Genomic DNA, 21,387 nt, shown 5'->3' with positions numbered 1-21,387 from the left:
CTGCAAAGGCAAGAACAATATATTTAGTTTTCATTATTGTACAAATTAAATTGTTTATGAATTAGATACCAAGTCGAACTGTAAATGTAAACTGACGTGGCATTGGTACAGCTACACCACCAGCATTGGCAAACTCTGGATCCTGACCATTCAGTTTCTTGTCTGAATAGATAAGGAAGAGGTTAGTACCCTGCAACTTGAAACTCATAGAAGAGAGACCAAGATGACGTGCAAAGCTAGCAGGAACATCGTATGCGAGTGAAATTTCCTTCATACGGATGAAATCACCCTTCGCAATGCGAGCTGTAGACATATTGTATGCACTGTAAGCATAGCCCAATTTCTGATCATTCTGAATCTGACGGAGGTCTACAATAGCAGGTATATTCGTCTTTGCCTCATCACCAGCAACTACCCAACGGTTCTGGAACTCCTTAGGCATAGCCGTGAGGTCTGAATAAGCCAGAGCAAACGACGGATCAAGGCGAACAACATTACCAAAGGCATAGGTCATGAAGATATTCAAGTGAAGTCCCTTATAAGAGAAGATATTACCCAAAGAACCAGTTATCGTTGGATCTGTAGGACCCTCGTATACAAGGTTGTTCACGTCGTAAGACTGGAAGTCAATATCACTTGTAGTAAGCTCACCCTTCTCATTGATAAAGGTCGGCAAACCAAGATTGTTCAAACCGCGGAAGTCCATAGAGAAGAGAGAACGATAAGGATACCCCTTCGTAGTGAAGCCTGCTCCAGAAATCAAGTCAATGACGCGGTTACGGGTATCAAGCTCAGTTACCTCACTCTTGTTATGAGAGAAGATAAAGTCAGTGGACCACTGGAAGTCCTTCTTAACAATATTCTTGCTGGAGATAGAGAATTCCTCACCGTGAGAACGCATGGAAGCCACATTAGCATAGCGTGTGATGCTACCACCAAGACCCATAGTAGTCTTCGGACCAATCAGGTCATAGTTGTTACGGAGATAGTAACCCAACTCAACGCTGATACGATTATCAAGGAAACCGAGATCCAAACCGAGGTTCAACTCGTGCTTCTTCTCATAGGTAAGCTCTGTATTGGCAAAAGAGCTAACGCTAGAACCCATTTCCTTATCAACACTGAAAGGACGCCAAGGGCTGTAGCTTTCGATAATTGTCAACGCATTAGTTATCACCGGCTTATCACCTGTAAGAGAGTAACTTGCCTTCAACGTAGCGTGAGAAAGAGTCGGATTCAGCTTCTGGAACCATGGTTCTTCGTGTACGTTCCATGCACCAGAGATATTCCATGTCGGCAACCAACGTGCACTGGTAGACTTACCCAGTCTGTTACTACCCTCATAACGAACAGTTCCATTAACGGTGTAGCGTCCCTTATAAGAATAGGTGGCTGTACCGAAGAAAGAAACTTCACGGCTATACCCATTATTCAAAGAATAGTACATAGAGTTTTCCTCACTGGCCTGCTTGAAGAACCTGTAATCATAGCTTCCGAGCAAGCCCTGCTCATAAAGCATACCTACACCATTGAAGAACGAGCGGTTACGATCTACGGAGTTAACTTCCATACCGCCATAGAGATTGAGGATGTGAATATCGTTATATACATCGTTGTAAGATGCAGTAGCACGAACATCCCATGCGTTCATCTTATACTTGGTCTCACGATAGAAACCACCACGCGGCAATACAATCTGCTTCAAGCCATTTGGCACGTCTGGGTCAAGATAGAGCCATGGGTTGGCATCACGCATAGTAGCATCGTCCATAGCTCTGTAAGCCATAGCCTGATTAGAGTATTCGGTAATGTTGTGAGTCTGGGTAGTAGTAGAGAACTTGTAATCACCCAAGAGGCTCAACTCAACCTTACGGATAGGACGATACTTCAACTCAGCCTGGAACTTCATGTCCACAACGTCGTAGTTCATATAGTTGTTTCTCAACTCATTGTTGATATTGAACGGTGCGTAGTTACGAATATAGAATTCGTTAGCATCAAGTGTACGTGAAGAGTTGATAGCATAAGAATACGGGTTGATATCGAAATCGCGAGAAGTCTCACCCGTCAAAGCATTTACAGACTGGTTGGTAGTACCCGGAGCCTCCTGCTTACGGTAGCTGGCATTACCTATTAAGTTCAAGGACACCTTCTTGCTCAAGTTATAGTTAGCATTGATATTGGCGGTATAACGCTGAACCTTGCTACGCTTTGTCCATCCCGGATCGTCCATAAAGCTGAAAGATGTATAATACTGAGCCTTATCGGTACCAGTACTCATACTGATAGAGTGGTTCATCTGGATAGAGTTGGAGAACAACTCATCAAACCAGTTGGTGTTACGATACTCTGCCTGACGGAGATAATTGTACATAGCTTCCTCTGTATTAGGAAGTTTGTACTGACCTGTTGTAGGATCATAAGTATTCATCAAATGATACATCTTTCCGAACACACCACTTGAAGATGCACGGTAAGAGTTCATGAAAGAGAAGAAGCCGTTATTATACATTTCCTTATATACGGACATCTGCTCCTGCGAGTTCATAATATTGAACTGGCTGTAGCTTGGACGAAGGCGCATTGTATACTCACCTGTATAGGAGATACGGGATGTACCGCTCTTACCTCTCTTAGTAGTTACAACAATCACACCTGCCATAGCACGTGCACCATAGATAGAGGTGGCAGAACCGTCCTTCAAAATCTGGAAGCTCTCGATGTCATCTGCATTAAGACCTGCAATTGCACTGGAAATCAGTGTAGCAGCATCACCAGAAGAAAGAGCGTCGGCATCAACCTGCGTTACATCCTCCATGATAACACCATCAACTACCCAAAGCGGAGTTGAGGAACCATAGATAGACGTAGCACCACGGACACGAATCTTAGGAGCGGTACCGAAAGTACCGGAAACGTTCTGCACAGACACACCGGCAGCACGTCCTTCCAAGGAGCGCGAGATGTCGGACACACCATCGAGCTTTGCCTTCTCGGCATCGACCTTGGTGGTAGCACCCGTAAAGAGTCGCTTGTCCATTTTCTGCATACCCGTTACGACAACCTCACCAAGTTGCTGCGACTCGTCGTCGGGTTCCAATGTGATTTTCAAGTTTTCTCCACCCTTTACCGAAACAGTCTTCATTCCAATGGAACTGATGGTCAAGGTTGGATTACTTACTGGAGAGTTGAAACTGAAATGCCCGTCAAGGTCGGTTGCGGCACCGACCTTGGTGCCCTTGACCATAACAGAGGCACCAATGACTGGCAAACCGTCCTCAGATGAGATAACGGTTCCGGAAACTGTGGTCTGCGCCAACGCCATTCCTATAGAAAGGAACAGAGAAGCCAGGACCATACTTAGTCTTTTTCCCATACAAACCTCAATAAATTTTTAAATTAGATTTTTAATTACATTCGACACTTGCTTGCAAATTTACATAAATTCTCACCAATTAGCAACTTTTCTCGGAAGAATTTTATTATTATCTTCAATAAATTTTAGCGAAACTGCCTTTTCCTTAAGAAAAAATAGCGAAAACACCATATTATATAAAATACTATTTGTCAGCAAATACAGCCCACAAAGATTTTTACGTAAAGGATCCACTGACCGCACAGGGTAAAACAAAGACACAGAGATGACAAAATGATTAATGCACCATCTGAGATCCAATAACTATCAATGTTTCTAAAGAAAGAGGCAAAACGCATTTTCTCTATAGTGTCTCAAGAAAGGAGGCATGTCCCTGCATCAGGCTGTCTGAATCTTCCCGACAAGTTGAACCAATAAAAACAGGCACCTCCAAAGACTTGGAGGTGCCTATATATAATAAGGTGTAAAACTCTAATAACTTATTTTACCTGAACTACCAAATACTTGCTGGTGCTCCAGAAGGTCTGTGGGTCGGAAATACGCAGGACATACTGACCATTGGCATCGGCAGAAAGCGAGTAGCTGCTGCTTGGGTGAGCAGTCAACAGACGTGCACTCTTGCTGAAAAGCTTGATTTCCTTCGTATTGCGAATATCAATCTTTGTGAAATAGTTCTTGTTGAAACTGCCCTGCAGTACTTTACCGCTCGCAAGGACACCCTGCTTCTTCAGTTCCTTTTTCGTACCGAATGCATACCAACCCGTGTTGAGCTGCTTATCCTGTGTAGAGATGGTCTCACTCTTCTGACTGCTTTCTGTCTGAAGATTTGCCTTCTCCGTCTGAAGCGTATTCTTCTCGTTGGTCAGATTTTCCTTGTCAGTTTTCAAGTTCGACACATCCGTATTCAGACCCGTGATGGTTTCGTCAAGCTCCTTGATATGGATGTTCTTAGACTCAAGCTCGGCACGAAGCTGCTTCAGCTCGTTGTCTTTCTGTGCCAACTGCGTAGTCAACTGCGCAAGGGTCTTCTTCATTTCTTCTCCCTTGAAACCCGTATCACGGAGCTGCTGCTGCAACTTCTGAATGAGTTCGCGGTTCTCCTTCATGCGCTGGGCAATGAACTGGACATTTTCCTTAATCTGAGCAGTCTTGTCAGCACCCTCGCCATTCTTGGCGAGCGTAACACGCTCCTCGGCTGCATTGATGGCAATAAAGCCTTGCTGAATTTCATTCAGCGTGCCCATCATATCATTGATTTCATTGTCTCGGGCATCAATGATAGCGCGCAGTGAATCGTTCTGAATCTCGGCCGGATTAATAGCCGGCTTCTTCTCTTGATTGCAAGCTGCCAGTGCAAGAACTCCGCAAACTGCAAAAACAAATAGCTTTTTCATAATCTATACGTTTTATTCTTTTTATTATCGACTTTAGAGTGGAACGGGAACAGACATCAGTCCTCTGTCCTGTCCTCCCTCTTCGATTTCTTAACTTTTTCCTTTCCTGCAACAACAATGACAAACTCTCCCCGTGGCTCTCTCTCCCTGAAGTGGGCGATGACCTCTGCCAATGTTCCGCGGACACTTTCCTCATACACCTTTGAGATTTCACGACAGCAACTGACCTTTCTGTCAACTCCGAAGATTTCAGAGAATTGCTCCAAGGTCTTGACAACCCGATAGGGCGACTCGTAGAAAATCATCGTGCGCTGTTCCTCTGCCAGACTTTCCAAATGGCTCTTGCGTCCTTTCTTCTGTGGCAGGAAACCTTCAAAGATGAATCTGTCGCACGGGAGACCACTTGAGACGAGAGCCGGAACGAAAGCCGTTGCCCCCGGAAGGGTCTGAACCGTAATGCCTGCCGCAATGGCTTCCCGAACGAGATAAAAGCCCGGGTCGCTCACTCCCGGCGTACCGGCGTCCGATATTAGGGCTATCGTCTCACCTGCCTTCAGCCTGTTGACAATCCCTGCCGACGTTCCATGCTCGTTGAACTTATGGTGAGCCATCAGGTGATTCTTTATGTCAAAATGCTTCAGCAGTATGCCCGACGTCCTTGTGTCCTCGCAGAGTACGAGGTCAGCTTCTTTGAGGATGCGAATGGCGCGGAACGTCATGTCCTCCATATTCCCCACAGGCGTAGGCACAAGATACAGAATACCCATAATCGTTGCAAATGTAAAGTAAAACTATGGAAGAACAAAATAAATTAGGATTTTTTACATATCGTCTCCTTACAAATACGAACTGCATAACATTCCTTTTATAAAGAAAATATATTTACACCTATTTATAAATAATACACCTTACCACCATCAATGCTCACACACAACTGTGATTTTGATGCCAGAGCAACCCAGCAATTGGTAATTTTCAAATAAAGAAAGACATTAAGTATTAAAAGCAGAGCTTTCTGCCCAACTTTCTTCCAAAATTATTTACCTTTGCAAAAACTATGGTAATGACAGATAACTTAAGCGGCGAAAGACGTCGACAGGGGCGTATTGAGGTGGTCTGCGGAAGCATGTTCTCCGGCAAGACCGAGGAGTTGATTCGGCGAATGAAGCGTGCGAAGTTTGCCAAGCAGAAGGTGGAGATATTCAAACCCTCCATTGATACCCGCTATTCCGACGAAGATGTGGTCAGCCACGACCAGAATGTCATCCACTCTACGCCTATCGACTCTTCAGGCAACATCCTCCTCTTGGCATCAGATATTGAGGTGGTAGGCATCGACGAGGCACAATTCTTGGACGAAGGACTCGTCGGGGTCTGCAACCAGTTGGCTAACAATGGTGTGAGGGTTATCGTGGCAGGACTCGACATGGACTACCAAGCGTTCCGTTCGGCCCCATTCCAGCCCTGTGCGCCATTGCCGACGAAGTTACTAAAGTGCATGCTATCTGCGTGAAATGCGGTGCACTCGCCTATGTCAGCCACCGTCTTGTTGCCAACAACCGCAGAGTCTTGCTCGGCGAACAACAGGAGTACGAGCCGCTCTGTCGCGAATGTTACCAGAAAGCATTAGAGGCAGAGGGTGCAACACACCCGGAAGACGACACAGAAGAAGACCGGCAGACTGCCACTGCCCCATCCCACAACCATTAAAGCATCCTAATTATGCGACAACCCATCACTTTCGACAAGTTCATCCGCTGGACTCTGATAGCCCTCGGCATCTTCGCCGCACTCTTTATAGTCAAGACCCTGTCGGGAGTTCTGCTTCCTTTCTTTATCGCATGGCTATTGGCCTACCTACTCTACCCCCTCGTGAAGTTTGTACAGTATAAGATGCACGTTCCCACCCGGGCCTTGAGCATTGTCGTAACCCTCATTTTCGTTACGGCAATCCTGACGGGCATCTTCCTCTTTATCATTCCTCCGATGATAGACCAGTTCGATAAGTTCACGGCAATCGCCACGCGCTATGTCCACGAAACGGCACACACAAACAGCATATCGGCTACAGTACAGCAATGGATTCAGGAGAATCAGCGTGAAATAGAGAAGTTCCTGAAAAGTCCCGACTTTACGGATGCCATCAAGACAGCCATGCCCAAACTCTTCTCTGTCATCGGACAGACTGCCAGTATCGTCGTTTCCATCGTGGCATCATGTATCACCCTGCTATACATGTTCTTCATTCTGCTCGACTATGAAACACTGACCGACAAGTGGATAAAGATATTCCCGAAAAAGGCACGCCCTTTCTGGAGAGGTCTGGCACAGGATGTTGAGCGCGAGCTGAACAACTATATACGTGGTCAGGGAATGGTTGCGCTCTGCATGGGCATCATGTTTTGCATCGGGTTTACGGTCATCGGATTTCCTATGGCCATCGGCATGGGCATCCTGATAGGTATTCTCGACCTCGTACCCTACCTGCATACGTTCGCCCTTATCCCTACAGCGTTCCTTGCGTTGCTGAAAGCTGCCGACACAGGACAGAGTTTCTGGATAATTTTCCTCTCGGCTCTGGCTGTCTTTGCCATCGTTCAGGTACTCACCGACATGGTGGTTACACCGAAAATCATGGGTAAGGCCATGGGCCTGAACCCTGCCATCCTGCTGCTTTCCCTGTCGGTATGGGGTGCCTTACTCGGCTTCATCGGCCTGATTATAGCCCTGCCGCTCACGACGCTTATCATTGCCTATTGGCAACGATACGTTACGAGAGAACAGGAAGAGGAAGAAAAAACATAAGTTATTTATTACAGAAAGCCACAGGCTACTCCACCTTATCCAACCGTATGCCGACCTCGCTGATGCCGGGCAGTTGGTCGCGGCTCATGATATGATGGACGGAGATGACGAGAGAGTCGGAACGGTTGAGACGGAACGAAGAAACGGGCAGCAACAACTCGCTGCTGCTGACGCCCGTCTTTCCCGTCAGTCGTCCGTCGTCGTCAATTATCTTGCAGACTACGGTGTCTACAGAAGTATGGGGTGCAGGATGCTTCTTATTGGGAACGACCGTCCGCTCTACTATCAGGCTGACCGTCTTGTACGGATAAGATTGTGTGGCACGCAGCCCTAACCACATCTCGTACACGCCTTCCCACTGCCGGGCAACGTGGTAACGGGTGGTATCGTTGCGCCCCCACCCGTCCAGTTCCACATGCTCGTAGTGGTCGTAGGTACGGCCGTCCCTGCACGATGTCAGTCCCAATAACAACAGCAGGGCGACTATATATAATAAGGTGTACCCTTTACTCCTCATGGCCGTTGGTGGGTGTCGGAGCCTCGGAAACGGACGGCTGTTCCTGCCCGTTCGGACGAGGAGCGCGGCCCTCGCGGTTGGGACGGTTGCCCGCGGGGCACGCTGACGGTTGTCGTCGCGATATTGTCCCCGGCCATTCTGCTGTCTTTCTCCCTGCACGGGCTGACGGCCGTCGCCTCCGTTCCTGCGCTGTCCGCCATTCTTGCCTTTCTTTTTCTTTGCCTTATCAAATCGGCTAAGATCTGCCCCTTCTAGCAAATCAACCGGTTTCTTGACAGGCTTCGCCTTGCCGTTGTGGAGCAGAGACAGCGGCTTCTCGCCCTGCTTGTTCATCTCTATAATCTCCCTTGCACGCGCAGCCGTGACGGTCTCCAGATTGGAGGCAAAGTTCTTGTCCGTAGAATAGGTGCAAAGCCCATTCAGAATGTCGGTCTTAAAGAGATAATACTCGCTGTCCTGCGTGAAGAGATGAATCTCCCGGCTCGGCAATCTGCGGCTCGCCTCTACGTAGTCGTCTACCTCGTAGTTCAGACAGCATTTCAGCTTGGCACACATACCTGCCAATTTCGTCGGGTTCAACGATATATCCTGAAACCGCGCAGCCGTCGTGGAGACGCTGGAGAAATTCTTCATCCACGTGGCACAACAGAGTTCCCGGCCACAAGGGCCTGTACCGCCGATGCGCCCTGCCTCCTGCCGTGCACCTATCTGCTTCATCTCAATGCGCACATGAAAGGCTGCGGCAAGGTCCTTGATGAGCTGCCGGAAGTCGACACGCTCATCGGCAATATAGTAGAAGATGGCTTTGTTGCCGTCGCCCTGATACTCTACATCTCCGATTTTCATCTTCAACCCGAGTCCCTTGGCTATCTGCCTGCTCTCAATCATCGTGGCATGCTCGCGGGCCTTGGCTTCCTCGTATTTCTGCATGTCCACTTCCTTGGCATGGCGGTAGACGCGCCGTATGTCCTCGGGCGACTTGACGGCACCCGATTTCTTCAGCTGCAACTTCACGAGCCGCCCCGTCAGCGTAACGACACCGATGTCGTGCCCCGGATTGGCCTCTACCGCCACCACGTCTCCCTTCTGCAAATTGAGGTTGTTGACGTTGTGGTAATATCCCTTGCGCGTGTTCTTGAACTGCACCTCTACGAGGTCTGTCGTATCGGTATTGCCCGGCACGTCCTCCAACCAGTCGTAGGTGTTCAGCTGACGGTCCTGCCGTCCGCAAGCCTGATGGCACAGACCGCGGTCGCAGCCTGTCCATATCTTGAATTGCATATTTTTGTAATCCATACTTTGTCTGTGTGTCTCCAGCTATCAACCGGCATCGGCCTCAGCCGTCCGCCCGTTTCCCGGAGGTGTATATGTTGTTGTTTGAATGTATCTTATTCTCTTGAAGGGATATTCCGTCCCCATCCACAATTCATGGAACCTGCCGCAGGAGCAGCACTATCAGCTTCAGGGCCACATCGTAGAGCACAACCTTGGCATTGGAGTTCTGCCCGATGTCGCGGTGGGCACGCCCGAACAGCTCGTTGATTTCGACGACATTGGCCTCGTTGATGAAGCGTGCGAAATTGCGTGCAAAGCCCTCTTCCTCCTGCGTCATATAGACCAGTTCGGGATTCTGAAAGTTATACATGAAGTTTTCGCGCACCTGCTGCTGAAAGTAGACCAGCATGCGTCGCTCTTTCTCGCGTCCGTAGGCAGCTACAGCCTCACTCCAACGCTTCAGGTCTTTCACGTTGCGCATATAACAGAGCCGCATCAGCATCTGAAACATGCCGAGAAACTCCTGATTCTCGTTACCGGCCTCCAGTGCTTCCAGTGCCTTCAGCCAACTGCCGTGTGCCACACGGGCCATCCGGCCTGCCATCCCGGGTTCCAATCCGCGCCGTTCGGTCAGGGCACGCTCTATATCGGCAGTGCCGATGAGCTTCACCTCTATGCGCTGCATACGGCTGACAATGGTGTCGAGCAGTTTCTCCGGCTCTTCGCAGACCATGAGAAAGACCGTTCCCTGCGGCGGCTCTTCGAGCAGTTTCAGCAGTTTGTTGGCAGAGGCAAGGTTCATTCGCTCGGGTCGCCAGACTATGCAGACCTTGTAGCCCCCTTGACTGGACTTCAACGCCAATATACGCGAGAGCTCGTCGCTCTCCGCTCCCGTAATGACCGCCTGCTGGGTGGTAGCCCCCATCGCCTGCATCCACTGGTTCATCGTGAAGTATGGCCCGTCCATGATGAGCCGGTGCCACTCCTTGGCAAACTCGCTGCTGACGGGCTGATGCTCCGCACTCATGCCGGGGAGCTTGATGGTGGGATAGGTGAAGTGGAGGTCGGGATGCTCCCAACGCGCTATCATCGCCCGGGCATTGTCGGGTGCGCTGACGCCGTGGGTGAGCAGATAACTGGCAAAGGCCATGGCCAACGCCATCTTGCCCGTCCCTTCCGGGCCGGTAAAGAGGAGCGCATGGGGCACACGGTCTTTCCCTACCATCTGCATAAGCCGCTGCTTGACGGCCTCCTGTCCTATTACTTCGCTGAAATCCATTATACTGCGTGGGCACTGATGCCCGTTTATGTTGTTTTGCCTTTTCAGACAACGGAGATTCGTTCCAAGTCCGCCTCCTCACCGCCCACCTACTGCAATCGGTCATAGCCGTAGAAGGAAAGCCACCGGCACATCTTCCGCATCTGTCCGCTAAGGAACATATAGGCTACAAAGTTAATAAATAAAACTGAATATTCGCTGTTGGAAACGAATAAATGGCAAGCAAAAAACAAGAAAGCACAAGCCCTGCCGGGCCGTCCGGCAACATGGGGAAACTGAGAAACAGGAGAAACGACACAGAAATATCCAACAGAAGGTTTTCAATTCACCCAGTGAGAAGAAAGAAACATATTTACAAAAACAGCAGACGGAGTAATATTGAAGAATAGCTGACAGGCCTTCCTAACAGCTTCACAACAGACTGACATTCAAATAGTTATCAGATTATATCACGAAAGCGCATTTCCCGGTGAATGAGAGTGGCACTATTATACGACGAAAGTGGCAGTTTCGCCTTGCGAGAATGGCACTTCCGCATCGCCAGACAGCCGACACCGACGAACCGTTCGGAAATTTCCTTACATCGGTTTCCTATCCATCTTCCTCATACAGCAAGAAGACCGCCGCGTCTTCTTCACACGAAGCTGATGCGGAGGAAGATTCAGCGAGAGACACAGCTACCTTGCCGGTGCATGCAGACATATACACAGGAAACACACACCGGCCTCATTCCGCACCCATCATCAACGGCACCAAACAACAGCACGGGGGGCACTTCACCGCGCAGAGAAACTCTCCAACATAGCATTTTTCACGCATTTACCATCCGGAACGGGAACTATCTCAAGGCAAACACAAAAAAATTATAAGATAAAATTCAGAAAATATTTGGATTTTTGTTGCGGTTTTAATTCTTTTCCGTATCTTTGCAGCATTTAGTGAAAGAAGGGCCGGTGGCTTACCCTGCATGGTCTAATGTAGAAATAAATAGTTAATTAAATCTCAGAACATACGATGAAAATTAGAAAGATTACCCTTTTTGTGTTTCTTCTGCTGAGCCTTACAATGATGGCACAGCAGACGCCAGTTCACTTTAAAGTACAGCAGAAACAGACAAGCCCGTCTGAAGTAGAAGTGATTTTCACTGCGAAAATAGACAAAGGATGGCACGTCTATTCAACGGGACTGCCTGCCGACGGACCGACTTCTGCTACCCTTCACACCGAAAAGGCCGAAGGAGCACAGCCTGTAGGCAAACTGATGCCACGCGGACGAGAACTCAACGTAGACGACAATATCTTCGGCATGAAGCTGAGATACTTTGAAAACAGCGTCAGCTTCATACAGAAGTACAAGATTACAGGAAAAACCTACAACATCAAGGGCTATCTGGAGTACGGTGCATGCAACGACGAGATGTGCATGCCGCCTACCTCGGTAGACTTCAACTACAAGGGCAACGGCCCGGCAGACGCCCCGCAGGCAACGGAAACGACTACCGAAGAAGACGGTGCAGCCGCTGAGACAGCGACGGTGCTGCTGCCGACACGGCAGCTACGGCAGCCGGCGAGGAGACCGCAGCATCGGAGGCAGCTACCGACACGGCCGGAGTGGCATCGGGCAGCGACTTATGGAAGCCCGTTATCAAGGAACTGAAGGCTTTCGACAAGGGCGGAGCAGCGAGAACACCTCTCTGCTCTACATCTTTCTGATGGGCGTAGTGGGCGGACTGCTCGCTTTGCTGACACCTTGCGTATGGCCTATCATCCCAATGACCGTCAGCTTCTTCCTCAAACGTGCAAAGGACGATAAGAAAAAAGGTATCCGCGACGCCATTACATACGGTATCTCCATCATTGTCATCTACATGGCACTCGCCTTATCGTTACCGCCATTTTCGGCCCGAACAAGCTGAATGCACTGGCGACCAATGCGCCGTTCAACATCTTCTTCTTCCTGCTGCTCGTAGTCTTCGCTTTCAGCTTCTTCGGCTGGTTCGAGCTGCGCCTGCCCTCGTCTTGGGGAAATGCAGTAGACAGCAAGGCAGCCTCTACAACGGGTCTGCTCTCCATCTTCCTGATGGCGTTCACCCTCTCCCTCGTCAGCTTCTCCTGCACCGCACCGGTCATCGGTCTGTTGCTCGTACAGGCTGCCACAAGCGGCGACTGGGTGGCTCCGGCAATAGGAATGTTTGGCTTTGCCCTCGCACTGGCCTTGCCATTCTCGCTCTTTGCCCTCTTCCCAACATGGCTGAAGCAGGCTCCGAAGTCCGGCTCATGGATGAATATGATTAAGGTAGTGCTCGGTTTCATCGAATTGGCCTTCGCCTGAAGTTCCTCTCCGTAGCTGACCTTGCCTACGGATGGCACATTCTCGACCGCGAGACATTCCTTTCTCTTTGGATTGCCATGTTCGGATTGTTGGGCTTCTACCTCATCGGCTGGCTGAAGTTCCCCCACGACGATGCCGACCAGAAGGCCATGCCGGTACCAGCCATCATGCTCGGAATGGTTTCGCTTGCCTTTACCATCTATATGATTCCCGGTCTGTGGGGTGCACCTTGTAAGGCTGTCAGTGCGTTTGCACCACCTATGTACACACAGGACTTCAACCTTGACACCAAGACCATCGAGGCTAAATATACCGACTACGAAGAAGGTATGCGGGCAGCGGCCCGGGCAGGCAAGCCTGTCATGCTCGACTTTACGGGCTTCGGCTGCGTAAACTGCCGCAAGATGGAGGGTGCTGTATGGACCGACCCACAGGTAGCAGACAAGCTGATGAAAGACTACGTGCTGATTTCGCTCTATGTTGACGACAAGACACCGCTGAAATCACCGATAACCGTGAAGACTCCGAATGGTTCGACACGAACTCTCCGCACCGTCGGCGACAAGTGGAGCTATCTGGAAGAGACCAAATTCGGTTACATGGCACAGCCATTCTACGTAACGGTAGACAACAACGGAAATCCTCTGAGCGGCAGCTTCGTCTATAAAGAGGATATACCCGGATACCTTGATTTCCTGAACAAGGGTATTGAAAACTACAAGAAATAATCTCTCACTCATCATCCTCATCCCGATTAATAAAGGGATGAGGATTTTTCTTTATATACCTTAAGTACCGGCACGGCACTTTTTCCAAAAGACTACACGCAGACACTACATCGCTTCCGACATCCTATCACTGCAACAACAGCTCCCAAACCTATCCCAAGACGGTAAAGTCCTCGTAGAGGGCATTATATTCATGCAGGGCTGCATGTTTCCCATCCTCCCAACCCAACTACCGCCCATCTTGTATTAGGGCAAAACTGCCAAAGAATACACACAGCTGATAAACGCCCTACGAACAACACAAGGTTCGCTCTGTATCGTAAACGAAATGGTAAACATGCAGGGACAGATACTTCTTCGCCTGTCGTTTTGCATGTAGGGACAGACACGCGGTCTGTCCCTACATGCAAGCCTGCCGTACACATGAGATTCCGGGTAGAAGTCTATTCTCCTATCCCCTCACCCTGACCTACAGGCAAGGAACAAGTATCCTGTAGAGACTGGCCCTGTGCCTGTCCGTCCTGCCGGCTTCGGACAAACACGCGGTCTGTCCCTACATGCAAGCCTTGCCATACACATGAGATTCAGGACAGAAGTCTATTCTCCTATCCCTTCACCCTGACCCACAGGCAGGGAACAAGTACCCTGTAGGGACAGGTCCTGTGCCTGTCCGTCCTGCCTGCTCCGGACAGACACGAGGTCTGTCCCAACATTCAAGCCTTGCCATACACATGAGATTCAGGGCAGAAATCTATTCTTCTACCCCTTCACCCTGACCTACAGACAGAGGACAATTACCCTGTAGGGACAGGCCCCGTGCCTGTCCGTTCCCTAAACGAAACAGCAAACATGCAGGGACAACACTAATACGGGAAAAGGACCGATAATAACACCAACATAATACGTCCTGAAACATAGGATGATAAGAAAAAAACACTACGGGACAACATGGCGGATAATCCCAAAAAGATAAGGAAATATTTGGAATTATCAGAAGAAAGTTGTACCTTTGCACTCGCTTTCGATAACGGAAGTTGGCCGAAAGACTCGTTAGCTCAGCTGGTAGAGCACAACACTTTTAATGTTGGGGTCATGGGTTCGAGCCCCATACGAGTCACCAAATAACAAGGAGAACATACAGAAATGTATATTCTCCTTGTTATTTTTTTCCTTTACAACTTACGCCTCATAGATATTCCATTGAGAAAACACACGTAATTCATCAAGCATTTACAAAGAAAAGTGCACCTTAATAGCATATTCCTGTCAGCCTGTCAGTGTATTTAACATTTTACATCCTGATTATCAATGGATTGGAAATATTGACAGCATGACAGGAAAAAAGGAAAATAAAAATTGATGCTTTGTCTCTCTGGGAGAAAAAGCAATTTTTCTGTCTGCCCGGCATAGAGTAGAGAGGTATAATGGGCAAAGATATGCTTTCACCATTGGCCCTTGCTACAAGAACGATACCGCATGAAGCAACCACACGAGGATATCTGCATATCTCAAGAATTATCATTGAGAAATAAGAAAAAAGGCGATAGTCGCACGACCATCGCCTTATATAATATTGTAAGAAACAATAGATTACATACCAAGTGCCTTCTTGGCATTTTCATTGTCAGGATTAACAGTCAGCACCTTCTTGTAGTAATCGTTTGCCAATTCCTGATTGCCAGTCTTGGAATAATAATATCCCAAGCCATAGTAAACAGTCTCCAGATATTCTTTGCTCGTAGCATCCAAAGAAGTCTTTGCCTCCTCAAAGGCAGCCACCTTCTCGTAGATTTTTGCAACCTTATCGGCATCGTTCTTCATATAAGCCACATTCGACTCGTTCAACCAAATCCAGTCGGAGATGGATGGGAACTTTGTAATCATCGTTTCGTACACTTCCATAGCCTTGTCGTAGCAAACATCCTTGGCGGCCTTGTCAGCAGCCTTATCGGCCATCGCAACATAAGTCTGTGCAAGCGTATTCCAGTCGTTGGAAGTAGCCTTCTTACTCTTTGAAAGATACTCCTGCTGTACCTCAAGGGCCTTAGTCTCATCGCCCTGAGCAATATAGAGAGAAGCAAGAGTCTTCAACGGCTCAACGTCTGTCTTATCCAGCTCCATTGCCTTGTTAATGTTTGTGAGAGCTTCATCATACTGCTTGTTGCCAACCAAAGCCTTGGCATAAACAGCATAATCGTTGGCAACCTTCTTGCCAGAGCCTGCAAACATCTTCTGCGCAAAGTTAACAGCATCGGCAAAATTGCCTTTCTCAACAGCTGCCATCATACCAATGCGGGCAATGTATTCGCTGTTCGGGAACTTGGCAAGGCCTGATTTAACGACATCAAGGGCTGCGTCATACTTCTTAAGAATATAAGTAGTGAAGCCGTAGTTGTAGAAATTGTCTTCTGAAAGGATGCTGCGGTCTGCCTTGTCATACCATTTAAGAGCCTCTGCATACTTTCTGTCCTTCAGCATAATCTCAGCAGCAGTAGCCTCTACAGGGTAGTTTGGCTCAACGCTACGAAGTTCTTCCAATTTCTTTACAGCCAAGTCTGAATTAACGTGGCGATAAACACGTGCATAACGTTCGTAAGCAGCAACATTATGTGGGTCAAGGCTGATGGCAATCTGATACTTCTCAGCTGCGGCACCAGCATTACCGATACTGTCCTGAATAGCAGCAATATCGCCTAAAAGCAGATAAGCATACGTACCATTCATCTTCTTATTGCTGATAATATTATCAGCGATAGCAGTAGCAAGGTCGAACTTATGCTGCACAAGATAGACATTAGCCAATGCCACCATAGCCTGCTCGTCCTTCCTGAAAGTCTTCTCGTATGCCTTTATAAGAGTCTTTCCTGCCTTCGGGTCGTCAGGTGCAGCCTCAAGTGCACTGATGATAGGATTCAAAGCTGTCTGATAGCTTTCACTCTGAGCCATTGCCGGAGTTGACATTCCCAATATCAAAGCCCCAGCCAGTAGATATTTAATTGATTTCATAATTCAAACGTTTTAAGTTCTACTCTGTTTTATCTGTACACGTATGTGATGTGGATGTTATCCTCAAGTTTAATGCTTTAATATTTATTGTGTTTTCACCTCTACTTCACGGATATTTATCTCACCGCGATAAGGAAGAAGCCCTGACTTAAATACTATCATCTGCTATAGGGCCTGTTATGAAGTTGGCAAATGCCCATGGCAAAGCCTTGTGGGGGTCAGCGACAATAGCATAAATAGTGCGCACAAACGGTATCTACCATCCAAAAGATATGCCTGATAGGGCTGCCAGCTGTTTCCCGGCTGTGCTACGCTTGTTTTGGAGATAGACAAAACATTGATATTCTTATTAAAAGTTGTATTTGTAGAATCTCGGTGGTCATTGAGCCAATTAGAACCAATAACACCTATAGCGTTCGGAGTCTTGTGAACATAGTCTATAACAGCCTTACTACTTTTGGCTGCAACTATGTTCTTACTCTTAATGTTCTTTCCATTTAAGATAGAGTCAACGACAAAGTGAAGGGTTGCCGATGCCTTATTATCGAAAACAACCTGAATATCTCCCTTATCGGACTTCGGATAAATCTGACTCCAACGTGTAACCGAACCACTCAGCAGACGCTTAATGTCATTGACAGTGATACATGTATCGGTATTCGCACGATTGGTAATGAAGCAATGCCGTCGTATGCAATCGGGAAAACAGCAGGAATCGGACCTTTACCTCTTAAGAGTGCATCCTCGCCTTTCTTCAGAGCATGAGACGTGAAGAAGAGGTTTACTTTCTGGTCGAGGAGCAATTGCATACCCGTGTTGTCATCTGTATAGATTGGCAAAAGATGGGTATGTGGGAAACGATACTGATAGGTCTGTATCTCTTCCTCTATAATGGGGCTAAAACTTTCGTCAGAGGCGAACTTAATCGTCCCTGACGTCGGTGTATCTGTTCTACCATCCTTGGCTTTTCTCTTCCCACAGGAAGAGAAAACACCAAGTGATAGTATCAATCCTACAAAAATGTAGAACGTCGATCTTTTCATACTTAATTGCTTACTGCAGTTTGAATGTAACAGGAAGTGTGAACCAAACGTTAGCCGGCTGACCGTTGTTCATACCCGGATTCCATTTCGGCATGCTGTTCACAACACGGATAGCCTCACGGTCAAGTGCCGGGTCAACACCACGAACTACCTGAGCTTGGCTTACACCACCGTCGCGTCCGACAACGAACTTAACGATAACTCGGCCCTGAATACCATTTTCAGCTGCAACAGCAGGATAGGTAAGGTGAGAGCTCAACCATGCATTGACGTTACCCTTGAAAGTAGGCATCTGCTCGGCCACGGTAAAGATTTTGTTTTCAACCTCTTCCTTAGGCTCTGCTTTTGGTGCCTCTTCTACAGGCTTCTCAATCTTCGGCACAATCTGCTCAGGAACTGCAACGGTACTACGAGCGGCAGTTTCGGTACGATCATCCGTACCTTCCTTATTCTCTGTACCTACAGCCTTGGTTTCCTGATTCATCTTAACCATTGGCGGCATTTCTTCCTTTACATCCTTATCGTCCTTAATGACTGGTGCTGTAAACTTAACAGTAGCACGTGTCTCTGGAACAACCTTCTCCGGCTCAATCTTCTTGGGTTCCGGTTTCTTTTGTTGCTTCTTGCGCTCTTCCTGAGCTTTCTTTTGCTCGGCCAGCATTGCAAGTTCCATCTTCGCCTGATAAGCAGCCTGAGCAGCCAACTCATCATTATGCTTCTTAATCTGGTAAGCTAAATATCCACCACCGAGGAATGCAGCAATAAGCAGAATAGCCAGTGCTTTAATGTTTCGCTGAGAGACAGACTTACGAAGCGTGTAGGCTCCATATTCCTTATTCTTGTCAGCGAAAACCATCTCGACCCATTTCGGATCGTATAGATCTATTTTTGCCATTGTTCTTTTTCTTTAATTGTTACTAATTCATTGATTAAGCATTGATACCTTTCTTAGCCAACAAAGCCTTGTCTTGGTCGCTCAGCTTGTCAATGACATAAGTTCCAACGTATGAAATCTGCATTTCATCGAGAATATCTACGAGATGACGATAAGACGCCCTGTCAGTAGGCTTGATAATAACTGTCATTGTTGGCACTTTCTTGCCGTTAATCTGACCTGTTTTAATCATAGCCACCTCTGCCTGATAAACACTATCGGGCCACTGCTCCGGATTAGCCTGCTTCTTCTTGCGAAGTTCTTTCATAGCAATATCCATATCCTGATAAGGAAGGGTAATTGCTTCTCCAGCCGTAGGATCGCCTACCTGCTTGTGCTGCAGGACATAGCGAATACCCGATGCGGTGTTTCCCCAATCAGCAGGCTTCAGCCAATTTGCGTTATCATACTCTGGCTTACCATTGCCGTAGAACATCTTGTCCCCATCGGCAATATAGATTGTAATAGAGTGTGATTCCTTAGCCTCATTCTTCTGATGTTCCTGAGTGTTCTTATCGTTACTCGGCATAGTCAGCTCCATAGTTGAAGGCTTACTGAGAGACGTACACAGCATAAAGAATGTGATAAGCAACATGAGCATATCAACCATAGGAGTGAAGTCCACACGGACCGTCATCTTCTTCTGCTTACTTTTTGCTTCTTTTGCCATTATTTAGCCCCTCCATTAGCTGCCTGAGCAGCCTTTTTAGCGTCCAACTGTGTAATCATGTAGTAATGGCTCTCATCCATATCCTGAAGTTCGCTCATTACTTTCTTTACCGTTCCATAAGGAGTCTCGGCATCAGACTTGATGGCAAGTCTAACCTTCGGATTCACTTGGCGGGCAGCATTTACCCACTGCTGAAATTCCGTCATGTCCTGTCCTTGGATACTGTCAAGAGGGATACCCATCTTGGGGAGTTCCTTGCTACGTTCAGCTGCAGGCTTGGACAGATAAGCAGCCAACTTATCGATAGGTGTACCGAAAGTAGATTCTGCCGTAAAGGTCTTACGCTGCGCAGGAGTCAGAGTTGTCATCATGTCAACAATCTGTCCCAACTCATTCGTGTTGTCGTAGCTCATAAATACCTGGCCTTCGCCAGTAGGCTTCCCGTTAGCCCCCTTTTCGGGACTTACGAGAATCGTCAAGACGCCGTTCTCTGGCACCTTTGTTTCGGACACAGAACCCGGTGTGTTCACCTTCACTGGCTCGTTCTTGACGAACGTTGAAGTCAGCATGAAGAAGGTCAGCAACAGGGTCATAACGTCCGACATAGGCGTCATATCGATCCAGACGTCGCTCTTCTTAATTTTTACTTTACCCATAGCGATAAAATTTTAAAGGGTTAGCAAAAATTAAGCCTCTTCCGTGTGGTTTGCTTCGTATGTCTGAGCGATAGAATAACCAACCTCGTCGAGGGCGTAAGTCAACTTATCAACCTTGTTTGAGAAGTAGTTGTAAGAAACTACAGCAAACCAAGATGTAGCAATACCGAATGCAGTGTTGATCAAAGCCTCAGAAATACCGGCAGACAATGCAGCAGAGTCAGCACCACCACCTGCAGACAGAGCGGAGAACGACTTGATCATACCCGTTACAGTACCGAGAAGACCAGTAAGAGTACCCAGAGTAACGATTGTAGCAATGATTGGGAGGTTCATTGTCAGAGTCGGCATCTCAAGCTGAGTAGCCTCTTCGTGAGCCTGCTGAATCTTAGCAACCTTCTGAGCCTTCTTCAGACTTGCATTTGCTCCTGTCTCCATATCCTTGTAAGCGTTCAGGGAAGCTTTTACCACGTTTGCTACAGAACCCTTCTGCTGGTCGCAGAGAGTGTTAGCCTTGTTCAAATCGTTTGCATTGAGAGCAGCCTTGATGTTTGCAACAAACTTAGGAAGCGCACCCTTACCGAAAGCGGTCTTCAAAGCCAACCAACGCTCAATAGACATAGCGAGCACGGTGAGCAACAATGTGTGGATAACAGGAACGACGACACCACCTTTGAAGATAGTACCCCATACATCAGCAGGATTCTCGTTAGTACCCGGATCCTGGAAGTGCATGTCATTACCGAACCATGTGTAGAACAGAATGAACGCAACGATAGCGCATACGACGATAATCCAGAATGCACCTCTAACGCCTGTGAAGCCCTCTGATTGTTTCTTTGGGGCTGCTTTTTGTTGTGTAGTTGCCATAATTTAAATACTTTTTAATTTTTAGTTATTAATGAATTTAATTGTTAATATCTTATTGATTTTTAAGTAATTGGGAATATTTCATACTTGCTTAGGCACAGATGTACTTCCGCTTAGCGTACAAAGATAATAATTAATGAACAACTACAACTACGATTAATAAGTTTTAACAGATATAAAATCGCCCAGTTGTCTACATTCATCTATCCCTATCACCCGTTCATTATTTCTATACAGCAAGGTCTTCTACGATGCACAACAATGCCACCTTAAGCTCTTTGCTGCTTGTAACACTACCCATACAGAGGCAACCGGGAGTGCCAAAGACATCATCGCGGACAGCTGAAGAATGAACATTCCGAGAAATACAGAGAACTACATTAGTAGAACATTTCCCAAAAACATCGGCCCTCCTTCTAAAATGCCCCAAACACTTCAGGGTTTCATAGACTCTCTGCGATATAGACCATGTTGCTAATGAAGTCAGCTTGCTGAGACGGTCT

At 47.6% G+C, this 21,387-nt stretch carries 12 protein-coding genes, 1 tRNA gene and 4 pseudogenes; 5 read left to right on the top strand and 12 right to left on the bottom strand.

All coding sequences use genetic code 11. From position 1 onward, the window contains the following. Positions 1–61: 61 nt before the first annotated feature. From JCM15908_RS01815 to rsmI, 3 genes are all read right to left on the bottom strand, one after another. Entirely contained in the window at positions 62–3,376 is a 3,315-nt protein-coding gene (locus JCM15908_RS01815; RefSeq protein WP_025002037.1) for a SusC/RagA family TonB-linked outer membrane protein, read from the bottom strand. A gap of 479 nt (positions 3,377–3,855) precedes the next feature. Then, positions 3,856–4,770, bottom strand: a complete 915-nt coding sequence (locus JCM15908_RS01810; RefSeq protein ID WP_025002036.1) for a Cbp1 family collagen-binding glycoprotein adhesin — start codon at positions 4,768–4,770, stop codon at positions 3,856–3,858. A gap of 56 nt (positions 4,771–4,826) precedes the next feature. After that, positions 4,827–5,537, bottom strand: coding sequence for a 16S rRNA (cytidine(1402)-2'-O)-methyltransferase (rsmI, locus tag JCM15908_RS01805; RefSeq protein WP_025002035.1), 711 nt, complete (start codon positions 5,535–5,537; stop codon positions 4,827–4,829). 290 nt (positions 5,538–5,827) lie between these two features. Between rsmI and JCM15908_RS11660 the strand changes: the two are divergent. Then, positions 5,828–6,480, top strand: a pseudogene (locus tag JCM15908_RS11660) (thymidine kinase). Between the two features lie 12 nt (positions 6,481–6,492). After that, positions 6,493–7,575: an AI-2E family transporter gene (locus JCM15908_RS01795; protein WP_025002034.1), complete on the top strand. Its 1,083-nt coding sequence runs from the start codon at positions 6,493–6,495 to the stop codon at positions 7,573–7,575. A 25-nt stretch (positions 7,576–7,600) separates the two neighbouring features. Here JCM15908_RS01795 and JCM15908_RS01790 read toward each other — a convergent pair whose 3' ends face one another. From JCM15908_RS01790 to JCM15908_RS01780, 3 genes and pseudogenes are all read right to left on the bottom strand, one after another. Further along, the gene (locus JCM15908_RS01790; RefSeq protein ID WP_506256108.1) at positions 7,601–8,251 is read right to left on the bottom strand and encodes a gliding motility lipoprotein GldH; all 651 of its coding nucleotides are present in this window, start codon (positions 8,249–8,251) and stop codon (positions 7,601–7,603) included. Positions 8,252–8,298: 47 nt separating this feature from the next. Continuing rightward, a pseudogene (locus tag JCM15908_RS11655) lies at positions 8,299–9,388 on the bottom strand (PSP1 domain-containing protein); the annotation flags it as partial. Positions 9,389–9,518: 130 nt separating this feature from the next. Continuing rightward, positions 9,519–10,646 (bottom strand): DNA polymerase III subunit, encoded by a 1,128-nt coding sequence (locus tag JCM15908_RS01780; RefSeq protein WP_025002032.1) that lies wholly within the window; start codon positions 10,644–10,646, stop codon positions 9,519–9,521. 523 nt (positions 10,647–11,169) lie between these two features. Between JCM15908_RS01780 and JCM15908_RS14515 the strand changes: the two genes are divergently transcribed. From JCM15908_RS14515 to JCM15908_RS01755, 3 genes and pseudogenes are all read left to right on the top strand, one after another. Further along, on the top strand, positions 11,170–11,451 hold the full coding sequence (locus JCM15908_RS14515) for a hypothetical protein (RefSeq protein ID WP_148295489.1): 282 nt from the start codon (positions 11,170–11,172) through the stop codon (positions 11,449–11,451). Positions 11,452–11,660: 209 nt separating this feature from the next. Next, positions 11,661–13,705: pseudogene (locus JCM15908_RS11650) on the top strand (protein-disulfide reductase DsbD family protein). Positions 13,706–14,749: 1,044 nt separating this feature from the next. After that, positions 14,750–14,825, top strand: a tRNA-Lys gene (locus tag JCM15908_RS01755). 470 nt (positions 14,826–15,295) lie between these two features. Here the strand turns inward: JCM15908_RS01755 and JCM15908_RS01750 are convergent. The 6 genes and pseudogenes from JCM15908_RS01750 to JCM15908_RS01725 all read right to left on the bottom strand — a co-directional run bounded on the left by JCM15908_RS01750 (position 15,296) and on the right by JCM15908_RS01725 (position 20,884). Continuing rightward, entirely contained in the window at positions 15,296–16,711 is a 1,416-nt protein-coding gene (locus tag JCM15908_RS01750; RefSeq protein WP_025002027.1) for a tetratricopeptide repeat protein, read from the bottom strand. Positions 16,712–16,795: 84 nt separating this feature from the next. Beyond that, positions 16,796–17,754 (bottom strand): annotated as a pseudogene (locus JCM15908_RS11645) (PstS family phosphate ABC transporter substrate-binding protein). A 10-nt stretch (positions 17,755–17,764) separates the two neighbouring features. After that, positions 17,765–18,649 carry an energy transducer TonB gene (locus JCM15908_RS01740; RefSeq protein WP_025002026.1) on the bottom strand — a complete coding sequence of 295 codons (885 nt, stop codon included), beginning with the start codon at positions 18,647–18,649 and terminating at the stop codon, positions 17,765–17,767. Between the two features lie 34 nt (positions 18,650–18,683). Further along, positions 18,684–19,358, bottom strand: coding sequence for an ExbD/TolR family protein (locus tag JCM15908_RS01735; RefSeq protein ID WP_025002025.1), 675 nt, complete (start codon positions 19,356–19,358; stop codon positions 18,684–18,686). After that, entirely contained in the window at positions 19,358–20,014 is a 657-nt protein-coding gene (locus JCM15908_RS01730; RefSeq protein WP_025002024.1) for an ExbD/TolR family protein, read from the bottom strand. The genes JCM15908_RS01735 and JCM15908_RS01730 overlap by 1 nt, the downstream gene beginning before the upstream one ends. 30 nt (positions 20,015–20,044) lie before the next feature. Next, positions 20,045–20,884 carry a MotA/TolQ/ExbB proton channel family protein gene (locus tag JCM15908_RS01725; RefSeq protein ID WP_025002023.1) on the bottom strand — a complete coding sequence of 280 codons (840 nt, stop codon included), beginning with the start codon at positions 20,882–20,884 and terminating at the stop codon, positions 20,045–20,047. Positions 20,885–21,387: the final 503 nt, after the last annotated feature.

Source organism: Prevotella dentasini JCM 15908 (assembly GCF_000614065.1).
GTDB lineage: Bacteria > Bacteroidota > Bacteroidia > Bacteroidales > Bacteroidaceae > Prevotella > Prevotella dentasini.
This window is presented reverse-complemented; position numbering and strand designations above follow the sequence as displayed.